We start from the raw sequence: 22,315 nt of genomic DNA, 5'->3' as shown, positions 1-22,315 counted from the left end.
ATTAAAATGGAAAAACCTCTAGAATTTTTAATTCGGAAACCAAAGGTATCACTGGAAAAACCGCCTCTTCTTCTCTTGCTACATGGTGTTGGAAGTAACGAGGAAGATTTGTTTTCATTATCCAATTTTCTACCGGATTCTTTCTTAGTTGTCTCACTACGAGGTCCTCTCAAGTTAGGTCCAGGTAGTTTCGGTTGGTACGAAGTATTATTTACGACAGGCCAACCTAAGATTAATTTAGAACAAGAAGCCGAAAGTAGAAAACTCTTACTTCAGTTTTTGGAATATCTAAAAATAAATTATCAATTTGATGAATCGAATGTTTGGATTGGTGGCTTTAGTCAAGGTGCTATCATGTCTTATTCGATTGGTTTATTACATCCAGAGAAAGTAAAAGGAATCATTGCACTGAGCGGAAGACTCTTAGAAGAAAACAAAATACAAGTGAAAGTCTCCGAAAAAATTCTGGATAAAAAAATATTTATATCTCACGGCACAAATGACCGAGTCTTGTCTGTTGAGTATGCTAGATCTGTGAAAGGATATTTAGAGTCTATCGGACTTCATCCTCATTATCAGGAATATGAAGAAGGCCATAGCATCAATCGTGAAATGTTAAAAGATCTAATCCAATGGTTGGAAGTGGAATTGGGAAATCATAACTAAAGATTCAAAGATTTAATTTTGAAATTTTCCCTGTAAGTGGAGCTCCTCTTTAAAACTTGTTAAGTCTATCTTTACATTGTATGTTTAGATGAGTTTGAACGCTATATGCGCATCTCGTTTAACCAACACCTATGAGGCGATACCCGCTAACTTTAGCGTATATTCGTAAAGACTGCGCGGTTAATTGCATTACGTTTATTGCCCACCACGAGAACAATAAACGAACCGTTTAACATTTATATACACAATAGTAACGACTATATGTAATGCGTTTAACACGCAGCTACCAACTTACTTTCCTTTGAAATCATAAAATCCAAAATCTAAATTATAGATGAGTTTAAAAAAAACCTATAGATCAAAGTAAATTGAGCTATAGGTTTCCATGTAAGTCGGTTAATAGTTGGATTGCTATTTGTTTCTGAACAAACGAACTATTAAACTCAAAAATTTAGAAATCTAATCAATAATCCCTAATCGTTTGAAGATCAGTGGGATTCTTTCCAGATAAGGTTTGATTTGGAAAATTTCATCCAGGTCACTATCTTTGAGGATGGCTGAACATCTTGGATCTTGTTTTAAAAGATCACGAAGATTTTTGGATTGGTCTGCCCAAACTGCCATTGCATTTTCTTGAACGATTAAATAGGCATCTTCACGAGTGATTCCACCTTTTTCGATCAACCATAACAACACTTTTTGAGAAAAGATAAGTCCGCGAGTTACGTTTAATGTACGTTCAGTGGCATCGGGATATACATGAAGGCCTTTTAAGACAAAGTTCATTTTTTCCAAAATGTAATCGAGAGCGATGGTGGAATCTGGAAGGACAATTCGTTCGGCAGATGAATGAGAAATATCTCTTTCATGCCAAAGACCCACATTTTGTAACCCAACGTTTACATTAGAACGAATCACTCGTGAGATCCCAGATATCCTTTCACATACTACAGGATTTCTTTTGTGAGGCATTGCTGAAGAACCTTTTTGGCCTTTAGCAAACGGTTCTTCAACTTCGCGGCCTTCCGTTTTTTGTAAAAGACGAATTTCTGTTGCCATGCGGTCCAAACTAGCAGCCACCACACCGAGTACTGACATATAAAAAGCATGACGGTCACGAGAAATCACTTGTGTTGCAATCGGGTCTACAGTTAATCCAAGTTTGGTTAAAACATATTCTTCAATTTCTAAATCGATATTGGAATAAGTTCCCACGGCCCCAGACAGTTTACCAACAGCAACTTGTGCACGTGCGTCTTTCATTCGTTCTAAGTTACGAGTCATCTCTGCATAGAAGAGAGCAAATTTAAGACCAAGAGTCATTGGTTCTGCATGAATTCCATGCGAACGTCCAATACAAGGAAGGTCTTTGTACTCTTTTGCTTTTTGTTTAGTCGTTTCTAAAAGGGTTTCGGTTCTTTGGATGAGAAGGTCCATCGCTTGGACCATTTGTACACAAAGTGCAGTGTCACCAACGTCGCTTGAAGTGAGTCCGAAGTGAACATGTCGGCCGGCTGGTCCTATATAAGAATTTAAGTTTGTTAAATAGGCGATGACGTCATGATGTACCTTCGATTCTATTTCTAGAATTTCATCTACATTGAATTTTGCCTTTTGTTTGATGGTTTCTAGGTCCTCTTTGGGGACTTCTCCACGGTTGGCACGGGCTTCGCAGGCATAGATTTCAATATCTGTCCAAATTTTAAATTTGTTCTCTAATTCCCAGATGGCAGAAATCTCTGGATGGCTATAACGATCGATCATAAGGGCAGTCTTTCATTAGAAACTTCTCTTTCAACTGGGAATTTTACGATTGCCGAACGATGTTCGAAATTCAAGTTTAGAATCTAGTAATAAATCCTAGGGGGGCATATGTCCAAAGAATTCGAAGGAAAAGTAGCACTGGTAACGGGAGCTGCCTCTCCCATTGGTTTGGGAAGAGCAATCGCAAACCGAATCGCATCGCATGGTGCAAGTTTGGTGCTTGTTGATTTGAATCAGGAAAAAATTGAAGAAGCTGCAAGAGAAGTAGAAGCAAAATTTGGTGTGAAGGCAATTGGTGTTGCTTGTAACGTAACAAAGCCAGAAGACTGTGATGCTGCCATCAGCAAAACAAAAGATGCTTTCGGTAAATTGGATTTTCTTGTGAACAATGCAGGAGTTTTGAAAGACAACCTTCTCATTCGTATGTCTGAACAAGAATATGACTTTGTAATGGATGTTAACTGTAAGGGAGTTTTCCTTATGACTAAATCCGCAAGTAAACTCATTCTAAAATCTGATTCTGGTCGGATCGTAAACATTTCCTCAGTTTCTGGATTAACAGGGCAACCAGGCCAAGCAAACTACTCTACTTCCAAAGCAGGAGTGATTGCTCTAACAAAAGTCTCTGCTCGTGAATTTTCTGGAAGAAACGTTCTAGTGAATGCAGTTTGCCCAGGTTATGTTCAAACAGAAATGACGGGAACTCTTTCTAAAGAAGTACAAGAAAAGTTAACGGATCCGGCTGTGATCCCACTCAAACGTCCGGGAAAACAAGAAGAGATCGCATCTGCAGTAAAGTTTTTCTTAAGTAACGATGCATCTTACATCACTGGAACTTACCTCCGTGTAGATGGTGGTGCTGCTATCGGGATGTAGATTTTTTATCCTTTGCCTTGGGTGCGATTGCGATTGGTTTAGCCGCCTTTTGCACCTTAGGCGAAGATGGTTTTGTTTTAGTTTCTTTAGAATTCTTTTTATCTTTTCCCAAATCTACGTTTTGATTTTCGTTAGGAAGTTTTTTCTTTTCTTCCGGAACAGGTGGAGCCTGTATTTCGTAATCATAACGAACTGTCGAACTCCAATTTCCAGCAAAATCTCGCACACTCGCAAGCACAGTATGTTTCCCTGGTTCATATAAAATTTCTGGTTCAAAGATTTCAAGTCGACCGTCTTTAGGAAAAAATTCCGCTTTGCCTGGAATTCCATCCACTGTGATGTCAAACCCGTCAGGCATAATTCCCGATCCAACATCAACTGCTTTTAGATACAAAGCAAAATCTTCTCTAGGATAAACGGTTTTACTCATCAACTCGTGTAAGTAGATTGTAGGAGGAGTTTGGTCTGAAAGAACCACAAACATTCCTGTCTTGCGTAATCTTACTTTGAAAAACTGGCCCCAAGAACTAAAAGAAGAACCATTGATTTTTTTAACATTTCCATCTGGTAAAACTTCATATAGGTCAGCTGAGTTAATATCTTTCGATTTTGGTACCTTTACATAAAGGTCATAACCTAAATTAAAATCCTTAAAATCAGGACCAATTTTATATACACTGGAAAGTTGGTTGAGCCCTTGTGTTTTGATTTGTATTTGTTCTTGGGCTTCAATTTCAAAAAATGCTTTGGAATACACAGCATTTACTGGAAAAAATAATTCCACTTTTGTATCTTTCGATTTGAAAGTCGTATAACGATCATAGTACACATTGTATTTCCATTCTTTAGTGACAATATGACTATAATCCCCTTGGTCTTTTAGAATATAAAAGGAAGCAAAAGACATCTGGCCACCCATACCAGTAGCTCGAATGGTAATCTCTTTTGGTTCACCCATTCTCATTTGTTCGCTATCGAGTAGGCCTTGTTCTCTTCCATTACTCCGCATTCCAAGAAGGTCATTCCCATCTCTTGTATGTAAATAATAGGAAAATGGGTTTCCATTAGGTTTACTTACAGAACTGTCATATAATAATACGTTTTTTCTTGTGTGTTCTTTTAGAATTTTCGATAGTTGGAAACCTTGTAAAACATTTTCACCAATTAACATATCTAAGGTGAAAATACCAAGACGATTACTATTTGATTTTTGGTGGATTGCAATTTGTATTCCCACTTTTCCCTGTATAAAGAGAGTAGGTGACTCGGATAACTCAAATCGGTTTCCACCTGTTTCATAAAAAGGAATTTCAACGGTTTCATTTCGGCCGTTAATAAAAGTTCGTGGTGTTTGTGGCGTAATCCGAAGTGCATTGAATACAATAGGTTCTGCCACGTTGTATCCTAATCCATAATGTACGGGATTATAATATACGTTGTCTTTAAAAAGTTCAAAGTGAAGGTGAGGTGGCCCCACTCCTGTGTCACCAGAAAATGCTATTGTTTCGCCAGCTTCTACCTCAACTGGTTCAGGAAGTGCTATATCAAAATCGGTTCTATCTTTGTATCTTTTTGCTTGTTTTGATTTTAAGATTTGTTTGATAACTTTTTGTGAAAATTTATGTAAATGACCGTACCGTGAAGTCATTCCATCATCGTGTTGGAGGAATAACGCATAACCTATGCTAGTCCATCTTCTTTGTACTCGTGTGATTTTTCCTTTTGCGGCAGCAACGATAGGAATACCAATCCTGCCACCTGTAGAAAAATCTTGGCCCATATGAAAATGACCTGTTCGAAATTCACCGAAGGTGCCGGTGATAGAATCATATCCTTTGACGGGCCAGACGTAGGGATTTTTTAAAACAAAACCTGGGGGAAAATCAGAGACAGATATTGCAGAAAGGGGAAAGAAAGAAAGTATAAGTACTAATACGAGAGAACGCAACATCAGATTTCACTATATTTTTCGGCTATTATGGTGAAAAGACTTATAAGAATCGAGGGGCCATTCTCATTTTCCCCTCGTTCTGTAAAAATTTATTTAAAAACGGGTCTACGTTTTTCCTTAAGGGCTGTCATTGCTTCGAGTAAATTATCAACAACACCTGGTTGTTCAAAGGATTTGATCGTGTCCTTTTTATACTGATCTAGGTGAGCTATCAGTGCACCATTCAAAGTATTTTTTGTAGCCCGGTAGGCAGCGGAAGGAACTTTCGACAGGGTCTCCAGTTTCTTTAATGCAAGTTTTCGAACCTCTTCGGGAGTTGGAGCCACTTCATCGATAAGACCAATTTTTTTGGCTTCGGCACCTTTGTAAGTGGTTCCTTCTAAACATACTTCTGCCCAATACCTTGGATCCACACACATTCGAATCCGATCGATAAAACTTCCAGGAAGCGGAAGACCCACATTGACTTCTGTAAAACCAATCCTTCCTTTTCCATCCAACATATATTTATAATCAGATGCAACCGTGATGACCGCACCACCACCCATGGCATGACCGGTGACTTCGGTAATGAGAGGTTTATCAAATTTAACTAACTCACCGAATAAAATAACAATGCCACCGACTTCATCGATGAGTTTGTCTCTACTGGTAGAAAGTAAGTTTTCTGCATCGAGTCCATTGCAAAAAAACTTAGGATTGTCTGTGGTTAAAATCACACCACGTTTGAAATTGTCGGACTTGATTTCATTTAAAATTTCACCGAGATCTCTCATGTTTTGACCGGTGAGTGAATTTTGTTCGTTCATTTGAAAGCGAATGATTTCGCCTTTGCCGTTGGGAATATCGATGACTTCTCGTTTGTAGTTCATTGGTTACTTCTTTTGTTTAATTTTTATCAATTATGGTTGGGGTGGAGATTGCGTTGAATCAGAGTTAGACGAAGTATCTGTCGATTCTGAAGAAGGATTTGAAATTTCTGGTTCGCTGGGTGGATTGATTGGAAGTTCAATTTTAACCTGGCTTAAAAGTGTAGGAGCTGGTGGAGGTTCTTTACCTGTTTCCTTAATAAACTTTTCCTTTTTTTCTTTTTTACGTTGTTCTTCTTTTTTCTGTTCTTCCATTTTTACATATTCTTCGAACTCGTTTGGCGCCATGAATACTAACATTTTTTCATCATCTGCTGCATGTTCAATAAAAGCACCCATGTGTCGACCAGCGATGAATACAACTTTTTCGTGATTTGAAAACAGTTTCATCACACGTTCGAAAACTTCTACTTCATCTTTTCCCAATTCGGGAACAACGCGAACATCAAAACAAATACGTTCAGACTGGATGGACTTTAAAAAATTAGGTGTGAATATTTTTTTGAATTCTGGAAAAACATATCGTTTGAGATTGGCACGGCATTGAAACAATACACGTCCATGTCCTCTATCTACAACAACAAATGACATATTGTCTCTTGTTTTAGATGATTCGCTAAACTTATATTCTTCAATATGTGAGTGGATTCGATCTAAGAGAGGTTGTTTGATTAATGGTTTAACCATATAATCTGTAAAACCAAGAGCTTTATGATTTGCTATGAAGTTGGTATCTTCTTTGGGAATCATAGCCAATATAGGAATGTTATGAGTGATCACATCGCGGCGAAGTTCCAAAACAAATTCTAATTCTTTTTTGTCTTTAAAGGACAGACCCATTAATATGATATCTGGATTAGAGGATTTCACATATTCTTGGACTGTTTGAGAAAACTTAGTGATAACAACTCGTTGGCGTAAACCAAGGAAGATATTTTCCAAATCCTGAGAGGAATTGGGATCGTTTTCAATCACCATGATGAAATGCATAATGAATTTTAAATTAAACCTTCTTCGGAAGCAACCCGAAACAAATTCCCAACTTTCTTTTGTTTTTCTGACAAAATTTTATCTGTCAATACTTCTTTCACAACATCTTCATGGATTGAATGCAGAACTTCAAAATCCCTTTTATAATCCGATACGGTCATTTTTCCAAATAGAATGTTTGCTTGGAATTGGTAAATTTGGTGTTCCATAAGAAATCGTAAAGTATCAAAATCCTCAACAGCTTCAGCAGTAATCACAGCCTCCCTGTTATCAGCTAGACGTTTACAATAATCAATAAATGCCAAGTTATCCAAAAATTTAATTTGGTCCTCTTCCATTTTGAATTTAAAACTAATAGGATCTAGTTTAAATTCTTTGATCATAATTCCTAGATCTAAAACGATTTGGTGGGACTGACTTTTTACCCCAAAGTCGTCTGCCGCAAAACTCATTCCATGTGAATAGAATGCATGACATACATCTTTTAATGGAAAGTGCGAATCATCATAAGGTTTTTCTACGAGTTCGAATCGTATGTTTTCAGGAAGTAGGTCTTTATTCTGGATGAGTTTTTTCAGTCGATCCACTCGGTCCATTTGCGAAAAAGTATCAATTAACGATTGAGGCGAAATATTGAATTTTAATAACCCTGGTGCCCCTTCACAAGCTATGATCAACTTTTCTAAAATCAAAAGTTCAATACGATTTATATCTTGGTCAGAAGGAATGTCATTGATCAAATCTTTATAACCGATATAGGCTCCACCACCTAGAAAAACTTCGCCGCCTTTCACAGAATAGGTTTTGTCTTTAGGGTTGAAGATGACAGTCGGTTGGATCATGGCTTCATGTACCGATCCAGAAATATAAGTATTGGCTTTATTGTAATATGTCCAACTCCAACGAACTAGGTTATCGTTTAGATTTTTTTCTGATGATTTATAAAGTTCGTTATAAATTTCCTCATCATCCGAGATGAAATTAGATTGAGTTCTAGAAACTCCAAAGTGAAAGGATGCAGTTTTATTCTGTAAACATTGTTGTTGGAATTTACCAACTGCATTTTCAATATTTGGGAATCGTTCGATATCCCATTCAAAAAGGGGAGAGATCCCCATAATCAAAATGTTTTGTTTTTCAATATGGTGAAATCCAAAAGTAATATCTTCCAAATCCATACAGTTATAAAACTCAGTTCGAAGTAGATCCAAAAAATCAGTAAGTTCGATACCAGTAATGTTTTCAAAGCGAATGAGGAAAAGAGGTTTCCCTTGGTTTTCTTGGATGAAATGTTTTTTGAATACATCCAAATCTTTCATACCAAAATAATAGGGACCTGTTAAAAGTTGATTTTTCAAATGTAGCCTGCGTATATGATTTGATTCTCAAACGACTTCTTGTAAATTTATGAGAATTCAAAAGAAAAGGCAACAAGGATAGTAACTTATGTTTAGTTTTATTTGGTTTTTACTGATTGGTCTTGCAGCAGGTTGGCTTGCTGGTCGTATTTTGCGTGGAAAAGGATTTGGGCTGATTGCCAATTTAGTGATCGGTGTTGTCGGTTCCTTTTTAGGAGGAATTGTATTTGGCCTATTAGGTTTTCGATCTTATGGTCTGATTGCGGAATTGATTGTGGCAGTCGTAGGTGCCATTTTACTTATCTTCATTGCAGGTATGATCAAAAAAAGATAAACCAAAAAACCGGTAACTTCGTAAGACAAAATATTTGTCTTACGATTTCAAACTTCACTTGAGACAGGGCGACATAATTTACCGTCCTGTCTTTTCAGGGAAAAATTTAATCTAGTTCGACACCTTCACCTAACTCAAAGTTGGAACTTACACCCTGCACGTCGTCATTGGCTTCTAGGTTATCAATTAACTTCATCACCTTTTCTGCGGTTTCTTTGTCGTTTACTTCGACAGTTGTCATCGCAATGTATTTAATTTCTGATTCTTCCATATTTAGGCCCTTTGTAGAAAGGGCAGATTGGACAGCTTCATATTCTGCAGGAGCTGTAATTACAACATACATTCCGTCATTCACTTGGATGTCTTCGGCACCAGCACCGAGTGCCAAATCAAACAACGCTTCTTCAGAAATTTGGTCTGCTTTTAGGGTGATTTGTCCTTTTCTTTCAAAAAAACGAGAAACGGCACCTGCATTGGCGAGGGAACCACCGAGTTTGGTTAGAATGCTTTTAATTTCAGGAGTTGTACGGGATTTTTTATCAGTAAGAACATCCACCATAATGGCAACACCACCAGGTGCGTAACATTCGTACAGACACTCTTCGTAGACCATACCTTCGAGTCCACCCGTACCTTTTTTGATGGCACGTTCAATGTTGTCTTTAGGCATATTGGCGGCTTTTGCTTTCGTGACAGCTAAGCGTAATCTTGGGTTTCCTTCTTGGTCTCCACCACCTTCTTTCGCTGCTACGGAAATTTCTTTGGCAATCCTTGTAAAGATGGCGCCTCTTTTGGCATCAATGGCTCCCTTTTTTCTTCGAATCGTCGCCCATTTCGAGTGTCCTGACATTGTTTTCTCCCAAGGCTAGGATTTTTGATTCAAAAGATTTTTCAACAGATTTAAGTCGCCCTAGTTTCTTGACTCAGAGAGAAAATTCCAAAGTACTGTAAAAAAACATCTATAAGGCATACCATGATCGACTTTTCTATCACCGATGAACAAAAAGCCCTACGCGACTTAGCGAAAGATTTCGCCAAAAATGAAATGATTCCCAAGGCGGAACACCATGACCACACAGGTGAATATCCGAAAGAAATTTTAAAGAAAGCTTTTGATGTAGGTCTTATGAATATGCATATCCCCGTGGAATACGGTGGGTCTGGCCTCGGTGTTTTGGATGAACTGATTGCTTCGGAAGAGTTATTTTACGGATGTTCTGGAATGGCCACAGCCATCCTAGCAAACAACTTGGCACTTGCGCCTGTATTGTTAGGTGCGGATGATTATGTGATGAAAAAATTCATCCAACCAATGACTGAAAATTTTACATTGGCTGCTTATGCAGTAACGGAGCCAGGAGCTGGTTCCGATGTGGCTGGAATTCGAACTACGGCAAAAAGAGTGGGTGACGAATACATCATCAACGGATCCAAAATGTGGATCACAAACGCAGGTCATGCAGATTGGTTTTTTGTTTTAGCAAAAACAGATCCAAATGCGGGTCACAAAGGTATGACAGGTTTCATCGTCGATGCCAAATCTCCAGGAATCATCGTTGGTAAAAAAGAAAAAAATATGGGACAACGTTGTTCCGACACTCGTGGTGTTACTTTTGAAGATGTAAAAGTTCCAAAAGAAAACATGATTGGAAAAGAAGGAGAAGGGTTCAAAATTGCGATGGGCGCTTTTGACCAAACTCGTCCTGCCGTGGCAATTGGAGCTGTCGGTGTGGCACGTGCGGCACTCGATCATTCTATCCGTTACGCAAACACTCGTAATGCGTTTGGGAAACCAATTTCTGTAAACCAAGGTGTTAGTTTTATGATCGCTGAAATGGCTCGTGACATCGAAGCAGGAAGACTCCTTTGTTGGCAATCAGCTTGGCTTATCGATAACAAATTCAGAAATACTTACCAAGCATCGATTGCAAAAGTATTTTGCGCTGATATGGCTATGCGTGTCACAACGGATGCAGTACAAATCTTTGGTGGTTACGGATTCAACGAAGAATACCCAGTAGAAAAATTGATGCGTGATGCAAAAATCTTCCAAATCTACGAAGGAACTTCACAAATCCAACGTGTGATCATTTCCAAATTTCTAAATGATGGTGTTGGGATCGAAACTCCCAACGCATAAAGATTGGATTTAGAGCAGGTGGGTTGGTTTTCAGTTCCACCTGTTCTCTCCTCGTATGTTCCTTCTCATCGACAACTACGATTCATTCACTTATATTCTGTACCAATACCTGAACCAAATCATACCAACAACTGTCATGCGGCATGATGAAGACCTACCTTTGGATCTACAAAAAAAATACAAAGCTGTTGTTTTGTCCCCTGGTCCCGGTCTTCCCAAAACGTCAGGAAAACTCATGTCCCATTTAGATTCTGTTTATCAGAAAATGCCGGTACTAGGAATATGTCTTGGCCACCAAGCGATTGGCGAAATTTTTGGAGCCAAATTGGAACAAACGCCTGAAGTATTCCACGGTCGACCTTCCGAAATCCTACATAACGGAGAAGGTGTCTTTAAAAATATCCCTAATGGTTTTTTAGCCAACCGGTATCATTCCTGGGCCGTCTCGAAAGTTTCTTTGCCAAGCGAATTGGAAGTGACAGCCGAAACAAAGGATGGAGTCATAATGGGAATTCGTCACAGAAAATGGAAAAAGGTCTTTGGGGTTCAGTTTCATCCTGAATCCATCCTCACGGAAAATGGGGAAACCTTACTCCGCAACTTCTATGAGGAAGTTATCCAATGAAATATTTTTTAAGACTATTGTCCTATTCTGTGCGCTACCGGGAACGATTTGTTTTGGGACTCGTGTTTGCACTTTTGACGGCCGTTTTAAATGGAATTTCTCTTACAGCACTCATTCCCCTATTCGATTCGTTAGGTGGTGATAAAAACAATCGTTTCCACCTAGATTTAACTCTTCCTGAAAAAACGATCCTTGTCCAAGAAGTTCTTTTGGGTGTTGATAGTTTGGATGGCTTGGAACGTATCAAACGTCTGATAATCTCTGCAAAACTTCAAATCAACGAATTCACAAAGGATATGGAACCCAAGGAAGTGGTTTGGGCAGTTTGTATCGCTGTATTCCCACTTTATCTTTTAAAACTGGGAACCTATCTTCTTTCTGTTTATTGTATCGCCACGGCTGGATATAAGGCCGTTCGAGACATTCGCCAGGAATTATTCCAGAAAGTCCAGAGGTTGCCTCTGACATATTTTTATAAGGAAAAAACAGGACTTATTATGAGTCGGGTTATCAATGATGCAGAGATTGTAGCAGCCGTTATTTCGAGTAACCTTCGTGATGCGGTCATTAACTTCTTTTACGTTTTAACTCATTTAATGATTCTGATTTATTTAAATTCAGAACTATTACTCCTGGCATGTCTCACTATTCCCGTAGTGATAATGCCTGTAACTTTGTTTACACGAAAAATTTCTTCCTCTACAGCAAGGTTCCAAGAAAAACTTGCTGATCTCAATAGCCATATCCAAGAATTCATTTCAGGAATTAAGGTCATCCGCACGTTTCGCCAAGAAAAACAAGACCTTAAAAAATTTGATAATATCAATTACAAGGTGTATCGAAGGACTTTCAAAGGCCAATTCTACTTACAAATGGCACCAAGTCTTGTCGAACTTACTTCATCCATCGTGGTGCTAGGTTACTTTGCTATGGGTGCCAAATTTATTTATTCAGGTAAGTTTACCCAAGGTGAGTTTATGGCCTTCCTTCTTACCTTGTTATTTTTGCTTCGTCCGCTTACCCAACTTTCACAAATGGTTGGAAAAATCACCCAAGCCAATTCTGCAGGGAAACGGATTTTTGAAATTATCGATCGTGATTCGGAAGTGGTTGAACATGGGGATGAGACAATTCTCGAAAAAATAGAGAAGGGGATTCAGTTTGACGACATTCATTTTTCTTATCCAGGAACAAACCAAGAAGTTTTAAAAGGAATCAACTTAGATATCAAACTGGGTGAAACTTATGCCTTTGTTGGAACCAGTGGTTCCGGCAAATCAACTATGATGGATTTGATTCCTCGTTTTTTTGATCCAACAGCTGGCAAAATTTTAATTGATGGAATGGACATTCGAAACTATTCCCTCAACTCTCTTCGTAAAAAAATTGGAATTGTAACTCAGGAAATTTTTCTCTTTCACGGAACGATTGCAGATAATATTGCTTATGGGACTGGTGCTGCGACCAGAAAAGAAGTGATTCGTGCGGCACGTCTTGCCAATGCCCATGATTTTATTACCAATATGGAAAATGGCTATGATACCGTCATTGGAGTACGTGGACTTGACCTGAGTGGAGGCCAAAGACAACGCCTTGTCATCGCCAGAGCACTATTACGCAATGCAGAAATTTTGATTTTAGATGAGGCTACCAGTGCCCTTGACGCCGAATCCGAAAGGTTGGTCAGCCGAGCTTTGGAGCGGCTCTTTAAAAATAGAACTACTTTTATCATAGCGCACCGCCTTTCCACAGTAAGGCGTGTGAAAAATATTGTTGTGATTGAAGAGGGCGAAATCAGGGAAAAAGGTGATCATGATTCGTTACTTGCCCAAAACGGAATTTATAAAAAATTATATGACAGCCAATTTGCAGAAGCGGAGATTCAGATATGAAAAGAGTTTTAATCGTTGATGATAATGACCGTTATGCGAACAATCTAAAATCATATTTTGATTCTAAAAATATATCCTCGGATCGTGCTGTGGATGCAAAGGAAGGATTAGCCCTTTTTACAAAAAATCCAAACTATGATATGATTGTTTCGGATGTGACTATGGAAACCCAAACATCAGGTCTCTGGATGATGCGCCAAATATACAAATCCGGTTATAAGGGAGTTCTTGTGATTGCTTCGACTGGATTTGATGTAATGGGTGTGATGCCGTTTTCTTCTCTATTTTTACCTTGGTTTTGTGGTCTTCATTGGATGATTCCGAAAGTTCCTCTCAAACAAGGGACGGTAGAATGGGTTCCCACCGCCCTTTCCAAAGGAAAATCTAATCCTTTCTAGGAACTTTGATTTCTTCAATTGGGTTGAAGAGATTGTTGTGTTTTCCTTTTTTCAAATTGGAATACTTTCCAGAATTTCCATCACTGCCAAGTTGTTTCACTTCAATGATATCTAGTTTCGGATAAAATACCCAACCTGTGACAAAGGCATCGCGTGCTCCCGGAAGTGTAGATTCCATTTTCACCTGGATGTATTTGTCAGTGAGAATGTCTTCCCCGATCCGCACGGCAAATTCCTTTTTAGTTTCAGAAAGAATTAAACCAATCTCTTTGTTTTTGATATAAGAAACAGGTCTCGAACGTTCGTTTGGTTCTGCCCGGAGGTAATCATCTTCAATGAGGATGATCGCATACTTACCAAATGCCTTACGACGAAGTAAGGATTCACCAATTCGTTTATTTATTTTTTCATCAGTCTGCGACTCATTCAATCGAATGAGAGCAAAGGTTGCAGATAAAGATGGATTTTTGCTAATTTCATCAATGGCAAGTAATGCCATGTTTGGTTCTTCCGAAACAAATTTTTCCAAAATTCTAAGACTTTCTCTACTTCCATGAATCGCAAGAGCTTCAAGACATGCTTCTTTAATATCTTGGTCATTCGATTTTAAAAACTTACTAAATACTTCGACATCAGCATCTAGTTTGTGATAGGCGAGACCGCGTAAGGCACCCGAAACAATCACCACATATTCTGAGGCGAGTCCTGTTGTAAGGATCATCTCACGTCCTGCTGGATCTTTTGTTTTTCCCAGACCTTCGTAACTCACAGCGATCACTTCTGGATCTTCTGCTTTGGTTCCGGCTATAAAATAAGAAAGGGAACGTTTATCTCCAATATCAGACAAAGCTTTATAGGCAGCAGGTCTTACTTGGTATCCGTCTTTATCGATGGCATTTTCTAAACTAACTCGGCCTGCCTTTAATCTACCAAGCGCCAGTGCAGCAGCAGCGCGCACACGAGGGATAGGATGAGTGGTTAAAATCTTTTCTAAGTTTTTTGGCTTTCGGTAGTATTCCCATTGGAAAACCTGAACCAACCCTTTACGAATTTGGTCTGTATACTCTCTGTCCTTTTTTTCTTCTTCGGAGAGAACTTCTTCTTCCTTTTTTACTGACTCATTGATTTGATCGGTAACTTTAGCTTTTCCTGTGACTTTTGCTTTGCGATTGAGTCGTTTGATAGAAATTTTAGATGGATTCTCTACTTTGTTAGGAATTATTTTTTCAATTTTTTTGGGAGTTTCCACTTCATTCGTTATAATGACTGGATCTTCCACTACTGGTTTTATATCTTTCTCAGCGATATCTTTGCCTTGGTTGTAGTTCCCTGAATCAGAACGTAAATGTCGAATCGCGTTTTGGATACCAATTGCTTTAGGACTGTTTTGTTTTAATAAATCTAGAATATTACCTAATTCATAACTGACACGACCAATGGCTGGGCCATCAAAATCATTGGGAACGCTATCAATGAGATCTTGGTTGGTTTGGATGAGTCCTGGCAGCTTGGCAATAACGACAGGCAAATCTTCTTCCAAATAGGCAGCCGCTTGCATTTCCTTATCTACTGGTTCGCCGACTGTTTTTTTGCTATCAGCACGAAGAGCTACATTTTCTCCAAACTCAAGTAAAGCAATGGCCTTATGTGCTTCTTGGATAAACTCATCATACTTACGGTTTTTAGTCACAGGGATTGTGACAGATTTTGATTTATGCGGGTCTAAATCCGAACCTTGGTATTCTTTATACTTTGGTGAAACGTCTGTTAATTGGTATGGTTTTGAGGTGGAACAACTGATCAACAGAACAAGGACCACCCATAAACTGCTCTTCCAAATTATGTCTTGACCCTTTTGAAACATCTGATAGCCTACTTCCATACTTTGAATATCGGATACGTACTATAAGTAAAATTAGCGGCAATCTAGCTGGTCTCAAGCCAAACCAGTTAAAAAAGTTAAAATCTCTCTCCGAAAGACGACTTCGGGAGGATTCTATCATTTCGATGGAGCTCGCAAGGCTCGTGGGCGAGATTTCCGTGGAAATTGGTAGGCAGGTAGGCCTTCTCATTGAGAGGACAGGTTATGTCACTCATTTGATTGTTGGGAACGACCATTCGATTGAAATTCCGCATTTGGATCGGTATCGTGTAGCTCATTCCCGACTTCGGGGCCTTAGGCTCTTTCACACTCATCTCAAAGAACACCCGTTAAACCAAGAAGATTTGATGGACCTTGTCCTCAATCGATTTGATTCCATTACCGCGGCTTGTGTAGGTTCTGATGGGATTCCCAAATTCTTTTTTTCTGCCTTTATCAATCCAGATCCTGATGCAAAGGAACCTTGGATCCTTTCTCCTAAACAATACCCTGGGCAATTGAAGTATGGATACTTGGAGCAGGTGGAAGCACTCGAATCTGAATTCACAAAAAAAACATCCAACCTAAAAGAATCACAAAAAGAAAACAGAGCTTTCCTTGTGGGTGTATATGATGTTCGAAAGATGAAACGTTCGCCAGAACATTCGATGGCGGAACTCAAAGAACTTTGTCGTACGGCCGGCATTCACGTTGTGGATACCTATATCCAAAAAAGAGATCCCGATCCTAAAACTGTTGTAGGAAAAGGTAAATTACAAGAAATCATTCTTACCTCTGTTCACAAAGACATTGAACATTTAATTTTTGATTTAGAACTCACTCCTTCACAGGCCAAAAAAATCTCAGATGCGAGTGATTTAAAAATCATTGATCGGACCCAACTTATTTTAGATATCTTTTCCAAAAATGCAAAATCAAGAGATGGAAAACTTCAGGTAGAACTTGCCCAACTCAAGTATTTAAAAAACCGACTTTCTGAATTGGATGACAATATGAGTCGCCTAACGGGTGGTATTGGAGGAAGAGGACCTGGGGAGACTAAGTTGGAAATTGGAAACAGACGGGTAGAAGAAAAAATCACTCGTTTGGAAAATGAACTAAAAGACCTCAAACGTCGTCGAGAGCTAAACCGAAAAGCTCGCTCTAGAAATGAAATCCCAATTGTAGGAATTGTTGGTTATACGAATGCCGGAAAGTCGACGCTTCTCAATGCCCTAACCAATTCGACTGTCATTGCCGAAGATAAATTATTTGCTACTTTAGATCCCACGACTCGCAGGATTCGTTTCCCTGAAGAAAGAGAAATCATCATTTCTGATACGGTAGGTTTTATTCACGACCTTCCTCCCGATCTTTCTCAAGCCTTTAAGGCAACTCTTGAGGAGTTGGGAGATGCAGATTTATTACTCCATGTGGTTGACTCAACAAATCAAAATTATGCGGAGCAAATGGAGGCAGTAGATACGATTCTCAATTCGCTACAATTAAACGAAATTCCTAGAATGGTGGTCTTTAATAAAGCAGATGGGTTGGATGAGGAAACTCGTCTTTCCTTTGAAAAGAATGAGGTACTCCTTGTTTCTGCTGTGACCCGCGAAGGTTTGTCTCATCTTTTGGATTTAATTGAAGACGAACTTTGGAAAAAAAAAGATCAGAACCCTAACTTGGTATCAATTACCAATTCGTAATGGCTTCTTGTTTGGTGTTAAAAATCTGAACCTGACGTGGCAAATCCATTAATCGAATCACGTTTTCCAGAAAATGATTGAGTCCCCCAATCATAATTTTTCCATGATTGCTCTCCACAGTTTTGATGATACCAATGAGTGTTGCCACCCCAATGCTATTGATATAATCTAATTTGGTAAGATCCAAAATAATATTATAAACAGAATCTCGAAAGATCACCGAAATATTTCGATTGATCTCGTATGCATTCGTGTTGGTGATCTGTCCCACAAAGGAAACAACCAGAACTCGTTCTCCTTTGATTTCGACGAATTCTGTTTTGAGATCCAGGGAGGGAAACTGTAAATCCGCCATAGCGATTTAAAGCTTTTCCAAAAGCCTTATGGCTACAGTTTTTTGTTTGATGATAGTCGACATGGTATCAATTTCCTGCAAAGATTTTTGAAATTCCCCTTCAGTTGCCGAGTGAGTGACTACAATGACGGACACAGGCTCTGAAGCGGACTCCTTCTGTTGGACGGATGCAATGGAAATATTATGACGGCCAAGTATCTGAGAAATTTCAGCAAGAACCCCAGGTTTGTCCACCGTGGAAAATCGTAGGTAGTAACGAACCATATTGTCCAGCTCTGGAAAGGCCTTTGCTTCAGGGAATAGGTTATTTTCCTTAGCGATCTCTTTACTTCCGAGTCTGGATGCATAGTAAATGATGTCGGAGAGAACCGCACTGGCAGTAGGCATTCCTCCAGCTCCTTTTCCAGTGATCATTCCCGAATCGGCTTCTTTCGTTTTATAAAAAACGGCATTGGATTCGTTCATTACATTTGCCAGTGGATGGTCGAGAGGAACAAGAGTGGGGTGGACTTTGGTGAGAACTCCCGCAGAACTTCGTTTAGAGATTCCTAATAGTTTAATTCGATACCCGAGTGAAAGGGCGGATTGAATGTCCAACGATTGTAAATCGGATATTCCTTTTACAGAAAGGGAAGCGAACGAAACGTACTCTCGAAACGCGAGACTTGCAAGCAAACTGATTTTATGACCTGCATCAATTCCTTCAACGTCGAAAGTTGGATCTGCTTCTGCAAAACCGAGTTCTTGCGCTTTTTTCAATGCAGTGGAATAATCCCAGGCTTCTTGTTCCATTTTAGTTAAAATAAAATTTGTGGTTCCGTTCAGGATTCCGCAAATGACTTCAAATTCACAAGAGGAGAGTCCATCTCGTAATGTACGGATGATGGGAATGGAACCTGCCACTGCCGCCTCATAACCAAGCTCAGCACCGGTTTGGGTAGCGATCGGATATAAATCCCGACCTTTTTCGGATAACAAGGCCTTATTGGCTGTAATGACAGTTTTGCCATTTTCTAATGCTGAACGAACCGCTTGGTAGGCTGTATCAGTTCCGCCTATCAATTCAACAATCATATCGATATCCGAACGATTTGTAACAGATAAGACGTCATCAGTTACTGGAACGTTCGTTTTACCTTGGAGTTTTCCCGGGCTACGAGTGGCTATGACCGTTAGCTGTAAGTTGATTCCATAATGATTTTGGATTTTTTCCCGGTTTTTATCCAAGAGTTGGAGTAAGCTAGTGCCGACAACTCCGGCACCCAATAGACCAATACGAACTTCTTTCATTTAGGATCACGATTTCGGAGTAGAAAAGGAAACACACTTAAAAAAATTTTAAAAAAAAACAAATTTGAGAAGAAGTTCTTCAGCTTTTTCTGATTTCATGTGATAACTATAATTAGAATTGTCTCGGCAATAAGGATTATCATTATGGCAACGAAAAAATCATCATCTGCCGCTAAGAAGAAGGCTGTTAAAAAAGCGGCTAAGAAAACAAATACGGTTAAGAAACAATCTACAAGAAACGAGAGCGCATCTCTATTCGGAAACGATGAGTCCGCACAAGTTTCTCTTCAATCCCCAGTATCTCATTCTGAGGGATCTTCTCAAACGAAAGAATCAGGAAACGGAGTATATCTATTTTTGGTTTTGGCCGGTGTACTTGCCATCGGGTACTTAGGATATGTGAAATACTTTAAAACAAAAGCACCTGCTCCTGTGGTAACAGCTTCTGTTCCTGCAGATGCACAAACCAAACCTGTGGCTGCAGAACCTGAGAAAAAAGTAGAAGAGGTCCCTGCAGAAGAATCTACTGCTGGATTCCTCGTGGATAAAGTAGCTTCCAAAAAATGGTCGGAAGCAGCTGCTTATTGTAAATCAGTAGGTGGAGTGGTTCCTTCTAAAGAAGATCTCGTAAAATTTGCAGCGACTGCACCAAAAGAGATCAAATCTAGCGAAGAGAAGTATTGGACGAAAACTGAAGTGGATAAGAAGTCTGGTTTGGCTTACCGTTTTTCTAACGGAAAAGCACCAAAAGTTGATAAAGCTACTTCTTTGAAAGTTCTTTGTAAAAATTAATCTCTAACGAGAATTCGATTGGATCGGGGCTAGAATTTCTCTTCTGATTTTGTCTGCAAGGTCAGAAGAAGCAAACATCTTCCCCGACACGTCCGTTAAATAAAAACTATCTTTGGCCCGGCCTGTTTCAAAGTCCGTTTCGATGGTGGCACTCCGAATGTTGATTTGGTTTTGCATTAAAATGCGAGATACATAATACAACAAACCTCGCCCAGCACTACTTTCCAAATACAAACAGGTTTCATTTCTTTCAGGAAGGTCGCTAAAAATAAACTCCGGTGTTTCACGGAAGAAAGTGGCAACTGCAGGTTCTTGGATTTGTAATTTCTCCAAAATTTCTTCAAACTTAGTATTCTTAGAAAATAAGGAATCCATCATCATTCCTAGTTTGAAAGCTGCCTGGGTGGTGTCGCCGCCATCTGCTTGTAAAATGAACGAATCGATTGTAAACTCGTGACCTTGTTCTATGACTGTGCTTAATTCCCCCGAAAGGATGTCCATTTTAAGAGCATAAATGATTGTGGCGATTCGGTGGAAGGTACCGATTTGGGTAGAATCCGTTTTGAGGGAAATGAGGATATTTTCCTTCTCTCGTTTGTACTGAAACTCGATCAATGTGATATTTCCCTTTCCACAGATTGTATACATGCACAGGAAATTTCAATCAAAAGGTTTCTGCAAAATACGCCGATGATGATAAAAGAAAGTATGAAAAAACTACTAATGATTCTATTCGTTTGGGGAATGATCATTTCACCCCTTGTTTCGCAAGAGGAAACTTCGGAAGAATCACCCTTTGCTACCACTAAAAAGAAAGTCCAACTATGGAAAGGAGAAGTGGTTGGAGTTTATAAAAATAGACTTTGGATTAAAGTTCGGATTTATCGCAACCAACGAATTTCTAAACTTTCTCTAACGGAAATTAAGTCTTTATTTGCTGAAACAAAGGAATTTCCTGTGTATCAAAAACTGACAGACCTAAAACAAGGAGTTCTTGTGGTTCGGGATACTGTTTGGGAAGAGAAACATATAAATAAAAAAAATCAATTCATTGAAGTAGTGTTAGTGGGTGATTACAAACCAGATCTAACTTCAAAAATGAAAGAAATCACCACTGATGCCTATATCTCTAGTTATATCGAAGAAGATTTTTTTACAGAGCCAGATGCATTCTTTAAAGGTAGATTTACTCCACCCAGGAAAACTGTTTTTCATCCCAAAGACAGAAAGGAGATGGTTTTAGTTTCAAGAGGTTTATTTTTATACGGTCAAGGAACTGACCCTTCTAGCGATAGTTTTAATCCTTATTTTTTGGAACCGAAACCTTCTAATTTAAAAGAGATCCCATCCTTTTATATTGATAAGTATGAAGTCACAAATGCAGAATATGCATATTTTCTAAAACAAACGAATTCCCCTAGTCCCCCACATTGGATTGGAGGAAAATACCCCGATGGAGAAGGGGATTATCCTGTTCTTCATCTTACTTACAGGGAAGTAGAACGATATGCGAGTTGGGTAGGAAAACGAATTCCTACGGAGTGGGAATGGGAAAAGGCCGCCCGTGGACCCGGTGTCATAGAATTTACCAACAGGGATGAAACCTTAGGTTATCAAATCATTGCCACTAAATATCCTTTTGGTGATGAATATGATTCTTTATATTGTAACACCAGAGAATCAAAAATTGGTAAAGCACAGTCTGTATTGGCACTATCCACTGAAGGTGCCAGTCCATATGGAGCTATCGGAATGTGTGGCAATGCACCGGAGTGGACATCCAGTGATTACCAGTTGTATCCAGGCCACCATATCAAAAACTTTTCATTTGGAAAAATCTACAAAGTAGTTCGTGGAGGTTCTTATGCGGACTCTGCGAAAAATTCTACAGCCAGTGCTAGATCTTACGGAGGGATTCCTAACCTATCCGAAGATAGGCGAGCGGGATTTCGATTGGTGATGGACTACCGAGACTAAATTATTTACAGAGGACGTCTGTTTTTTTTCCGAGTTTTTTGCAGATCTTTCCAAGAACTTCTTGTTCCTCAGGTGATAATACGGCAAATTCAGAAGTAATTCTTTTTACATGGTCAGGGAAAATCTGTTCGATGAGTTTTTTTCCTTCCGTTGTTAGGTGGACAGAGATAAACCGTCTGTCCTCCACACCGCGAACACGTTCTACTAGATTTCTTTTTTCCAAGTTATCGATGACAAGTGTGATGTTTCCCGTACTCTTAAGGATCTTATCCCCAAGATCCTTTTGGCAAAGGGGGCCTAAATGGTACAAAGTCTCTAAAACCCCAAATTGACTTTCTGAAATACTCCATTTGGTAAATTCAGAAATGAGTCGGGAAGACAGAGATTCAGCAGCACGTTTTAATTTAATAAATGCGTCGAGTGCCTGTACTTCTTTTTTAGTTCCTTTGAATTTTGTTCCCATTAATT

At 39.1% G+C, this 22,315-nt stretch carries 21 protein-coding genes; 10 read left to right on the top strand and 11 right to left on the bottom strand.

Annotation, left to right across the window (positions count from 1 at the left end):
* Positions 1 to 6 precede the first annotated feature (6 nt).
* On the top strand, positions 7 to 666 hold the full coding sequence (locus ND811_RS01885; RefSeq protein ID WP_265350625.1) for an alpha/beta hydrolase: 660 nt from the start codon (positions 7 to 9) through the stop codon (positions 664 to 666).
* A 459-nt stretch (positions 667 to 1,125) separates the two neighbouring features.
* Here the strand turns inward: ND811_RS01885 and purB are convergent, their stop codons facing one another.
* The gene (purB, locus tag ND811_RS01880; RefSeq protein ID WP_135740240.1) at positions 1,126 to 2,430 is read right to left on the bottom strand and encodes an adenylosuccinate lyase; all 1,305 of its coding nucleotides are present in this window, start codon (positions 2,428 to 2,430) and stop codon (positions 1,126 to 1,128) included.
* 108 nt (positions 2,431 to 2,538) lie between these two features.
* Here purB and ND811_RS01875 point away from each other — a divergent pair, with 108 nt between their 5' ends.
* The gene (locus ND811_RS01875) at positions 2,539 to 3,306 is read left to right on the top strand and encodes a glucose 1-dehydrogenase (protein ID WP_265350626.1); all 768 of its coding nucleotides are present in this window, start codon (positions 2,539 to 2,541) and stop codon (positions 3,304 to 3,306) included.
* Here ND811_RS01875 and ND811_RS01870 read toward each other — a convergent pair.
* From ND811_RS01870 to ND811_RS01855, 4 genes are all read right to left on the bottom strand, one after another.
* Positions 3,293 to 5,257 (bottom strand): M23 family metallopeptidase, encoded by a 1,965-nt coding sequence (locus tag ND811_RS01870; protein ID WP_265350627.1) that lies wholly within the window; start codon positions 5,255 to 5,257, stop codon positions 3,293 to 3,295. The genes ND811_RS01875 and ND811_RS01870 overlap by 14 nt on opposite strands.
* 89 nt (positions 5,258 to 5,346) lie before the next feature.
* The gene (locus ND811_RS01865; protein WP_265350628.1) at positions 5,347 to 6,129 is read right to left on the bottom strand and encodes an enoyl-CoA hydratase/isomerase family protein; all 783 of its coding nucleotides are present in this window, start codon (positions 6,127 to 6,129) and stop codon (positions 5,347 to 5,349) included.
* A gap of 30 nt (positions 6,130 to 6,159) precedes the next feature.
* Positions 6,160 to 7,116 (bottom strand): response regulator, encoded by a 957-nt coding sequence (locus ND811_RS01860; RefSeq protein ID WP_265350629.1) that lies wholly within the window; start codon positions 7,114 to 7,116, stop codon positions 6,160 to 6,162.
* An 8-nt stretch (positions 7,117 to 7,124) separates the two neighbouring features.
* Complete coding sequence (locus ND811_RS01855) at positions 7,125 to 8,474, bottom strand: EAL domain-containing protein (RefSeq protein ID WP_135745156.1); 1,350 nt, start codon at positions 8,472 to 8,474, stop codon at positions 7,125 to 7,127.
* Between the two features lie 88 nt (positions 8,475 to 8,562).
* Here ND811_RS01855 and ND811_RS01850 point away from each other — a divergent pair, with 88 nt between their 5' ends.
* Complete coding sequence (locus ND811_RS01850; protein ID WP_100743621.1) at positions 8,563 to 8,808, top strand: GlsB/YeaQ/YmgE family stress response membrane protein; 246 nt, start codon at positions 8,563 to 8,565, stop codon at positions 8,806 to 8,808.
* A gap of 106 nt (positions 8,809 to 8,914) precedes the next feature.
* Here ND811_RS01850 and ND811_RS01845 read toward each other — a convergent pair whose 3' ends face one another.
* The gene (locus ND811_RS01845; RefSeq protein ID WP_135745155.1) at positions 8,915 to 9,658 is read right to left on the bottom strand and encodes a YebC/PmpR family DNA-binding transcriptional regulator; all 744 of its coding nucleotides are present in this window, start codon (positions 9,656 to 9,658) and stop codon (positions 8,915 to 8,917) included.
* A gap of 123 nt (positions 9,659 to 9,781) precedes the next feature.
* Here ND811_RS01845 and ND811_RS01840 point away from each other — a divergent pair, with 123 nt between their 5' ends.
* From ND811_RS01840 to ND811_RS01825, 4 genes are read left to right on the top strand one after another with little or no spacing between them, the layout of a single operon-like run.
* Positions 9,782 to 10,948, top strand: a complete 1,167-nt coding sequence (locus ND811_RS01840; protein ID WP_135745154.1) for an acyl-CoA dehydrogenase family protein — start codon at positions 9,782 to 9,784, stop codon at positions 10,946 to 10,948.
* 55 nt (positions 10,949 to 11,003) lie between these two features.
* Positions 11,004 to 11,573 carry an anthranilate synthase component II gene (locus tag ND811_RS01835; RefSeq protein ID WP_265350630.1) on the top strand — a complete coding sequence of 190 codons (570 nt, stop codon included), beginning with the start codon at positions 11,004 to 11,006 and terminating at the stop codon, positions 11,571 to 11,573.
* The gene (locus tag ND811_RS01830) at positions 11,570 to 13,465 is read left to right on the top strand and encodes an ABC transporter ATP-binding protein (RefSeq protein WP_265350631.1); all 1,896 of its coding nucleotides are present in this window, start codon (positions 11,570 to 11,572) and stop codon (positions 13,463 to 13,465) included. Before ND811_RS01835 ends, ND811_RS01830 begins: the two co-directional genes overlap by 4 nt.
* Positions 13,462 to 13,863 carry a response regulator gene (locus ND811_RS01825; RefSeq protein ID WP_265350632.1) on the top strand — a complete coding sequence of 134 codons (402 nt, stop codon included), beginning with the start codon at positions 13,462 to 13,464 and terminating at the stop codon, positions 13,861 to 13,863. Before ND811_RS01830 ends, ND811_RS01825 begins: the two co-directional genes overlap by 4 nt.
* Here the strand turns inward: ND811_RS01825 and ND811_RS01820 are convergent.
* A complete protein-coding gene (locus ND811_RS01820) occupies positions 13,850 to 15,727 on the bottom strand; it encodes a HEAT repeat domain-containing protein (RefSeq protein WP_238734948.1) in 1,878 nt (625 codons plus the stop codon). The two genes, ND811_RS01825 and ND811_RS01820, sit on opposite strands and share 14 nt — an antisense overlap.
* A gap of 143 nt (positions 15,728 to 15,870) precedes the next feature.
* On the opposite strand from ND811_RS01820, the gene hflX reads away from it, so the two are divergent.
* Positions 15,871 to 17,433 (top strand): GTPase HflX, encoded by a 1,563-nt coding sequence (hflX, locus tag ND811_RS01815; protein WP_265350633.1) that lies wholly within the window; start codon positions 15,871 to 15,873, stop codon positions 17,431 to 17,433.
* Here hflX and ND811_RS01810 read toward each other — a convergent pair.
* Positions 17,420 to 17,788, bottom strand: coding sequence for an STAS domain-containing protein (locus tag ND811_RS01810; protein WP_265350634.1), 369 nt, complete (start codon positions 17,786 to 17,788; stop codon positions 17,420 to 17,422). The two genes, hflX and ND811_RS01810, sit on opposite strands and share 14 nt — an antisense overlap.
* A gap of 6 nt (positions 17,789 to 17,794) precedes the next feature.
* Entirely contained in the window at positions 17,795 to 19,078 is a 1,284-nt protein-coding gene (locus tag ND811_RS01805; protein WP_265350635.1) for a homoserine dehydrogenase, read from the bottom strand.
* A gap of 144 nt (positions 19,079 to 19,222) precedes the next feature.
* Here ND811_RS01805 and ND811_RS01800 point away from each other — a divergent pair, with 144 nt between their 5' ends.
* A complete protein-coding gene (locus ND811_RS01800) occupies positions 19,223 to 19,870 on the top strand; it encodes a hypothetical protein (RefSeq protein ID WP_265350636.1) in 648 nt (215 codons plus the stop codon).
* A 3-nt stretch (positions 19,871 to 19,873) separates the two neighbouring features.
* Here ND811_RS01800 and ND811_RS01795 read toward each other — a convergent pair whose 3' ends face one another.
* Positions 19,874 to 20,485: a hypothetical protein gene (locus ND811_RS01795; protein ID WP_265350637.1), complete on the bottom strand. Its 612-nt coding sequence runs from the start codon at positions 20,483 to 20,485 to the stop codon at positions 19,874 to 19,876.
* A gap of 93 nt (positions 20,486 to 20,578) precedes the next feature.
* Here ND811_RS01795 and ND811_RS01790 point away from each other — a divergent pair, with 93 nt between their 5' ends.
* Positions 20,579 to 21,847 (top strand): formylglycine-generating enzyme family protein, encoded by a 1,269-nt coding sequence (locus ND811_RS01790; protein ID WP_265350638.1) that lies wholly within the window; start codon positions 20,579 to 20,581, stop codon positions 21,845 to 21,847.
* A gap of 1 nt (position 21,848) precedes the next feature.
* Here ND811_RS01790 and ND811_RS01785 read toward each other — a convergent pair whose 3' ends face one another.
* Positions 21,849 to 22,310, bottom strand: coding sequence for a MarR family winged helix-turn-helix transcriptional regulator (locus ND811_RS01785; protein ID WP_265350639.1), 462 nt, complete (start codon positions 22,308 to 22,310; stop codon positions 21,849 to 21,851).
* Positions 22,311 to 22,315 lie beyond the last annotated feature (5 nt).

This window comes from Leptospira soteropolitanensis, from assembly GCF_026151655.1.
In the GTDB taxonomy this organism is placed as follows: Bacteria; Spirochaetota; Leptospiria; order Leptospirales; family Leptospiraceae; genus Leptospira_A; species Leptospira_A soteropolitanensis.
Note: the sequence above shows the minus strand (reverse complement) of the source record. Positions and strands in the feature narration are given on the sequence as shown.

Coding starts and splice junctions, on each gene's coding strand:
- ND811_RS01885 (WP_265350625.1), top strand. CDS start 7: ATGGAAAAACCTCTAGAATTTTTAATTCGGAAACCAAAGGTATCACTG.
- purB (WP_135740240.1), bottom strand. CDS start 2,430: ATGATCGATCGTTATAGCCATCCAGAGATTTCTGCCATCTGGGAATTA.
- ND811_RS01875 (WP_265350626.1), top strand. CDS start 2,539: ATGTCCAAAGAATTCGAAGGAAAAGTAGCACTGGTAACGGGAGCTGCC.
- ND811_RS01870 (WP_265350627.1), bottom strand. CDS start 5,257: ATGTTGCGTTCTCTCGTATTAGTACTTATACTTTCTTTCTTTCCCCTT.
- ND811_RS01865 (WP_265350628.1), bottom strand. CDS start 6,129: ATGAACTACAAACGAGAAGTCATCGATATTCCCAACGGCAAAGGCGAA.
- ND811_RS01860 (WP_265350629.1), bottom strand. CDS start 7,116: ATGCATTTCATCATGGTGATTGAAAACGATCCCAATTCCTCTCAGGAT.
- ND811_RS01850 (WP_100743621.1), top strand. CDS start 8,563: ATGTTTAGTTTTATTTGGTTTTTACTGATTGGTCTTGCAGCAGGTTGG.
- ND811_RS01845 (WP_135745155.1), bottom strand. CDS start 9,658: ATGTCAGGACACTCGAAATGGGCGACGATTCGAAGAAAAAAGGGAGCC.
- ND811_RS01840 (WP_135745154.1), top strand. CDS start 9,782: ATGATCGACTTTTCTATCACCGATGAACAAAAAGCCCTACGCGACTTA.
- ND811_RS01835 (WP_265350630.1), top strand. CDS start 11,004: ATGTTCCTTCTCATCGACAACTACGATTCATTCACTTATATTCTGTAC.
- ND811_RS01830 (WP_265350631.1), top strand. CDS start 11,570: ATGAAATATTTTTTAAGACTATTGTCCTATTCTGTGCGCTACCGGGAA.
- ND811_RS01825 (WP_265350632.1), top strand. CDS start 13,462: ATGAAAAGAGTTTTAATCGTTGATGATAATGACCGTTATGCGAACAAT.
- ND811_RS01820 (WP_238734948.1), bottom strand. CDS start 15,727: ATGTTTCAAAAGGGTCAAGACATAATTTGGAAGAGCAGTTTATGGGTG.
- hflX (WP_265350633.1), top strand. CDS start 15,871: ATGGAGCTCGCAAGGCTCGTGGGCGAGATTTCCGTGGAAATTGGTAGG.
- ND811_RS01810 (WP_265350634.1), bottom strand. CDS start 17,788: ATGGCGGATTTACAGTTTCCCTCCCTGGATCTCAAAACAGAATTCGTC.
- ND811_RS01805 (WP_265350635.1), bottom strand. CDS start 19,078: ATGAAAGAAGTTCGTATTGGTCTATTGGGTGCCGGAGTTGTCGGCACT.
- ND811_RS01800 (WP_265350636.1), top strand. CDS start 19,223: ATGGCAACGAAAAAATCATCATCTGCCGCTAAGAAGAAGGCTGTTAAA.
- ND811_RS01790 (WP_265350638.1), top strand. CDS start 20,579: ATGAAAAAACTACTAATGATTCTATTCGTTTGGGGAATGATCATTTCA.
- ND811_RS01785 (WP_265350639.1), bottom strand. CDS start 22,310: ATGGGAACAAAATTCAAAGGAACTAAAAAAGAAGTACAGGCACTCGAC.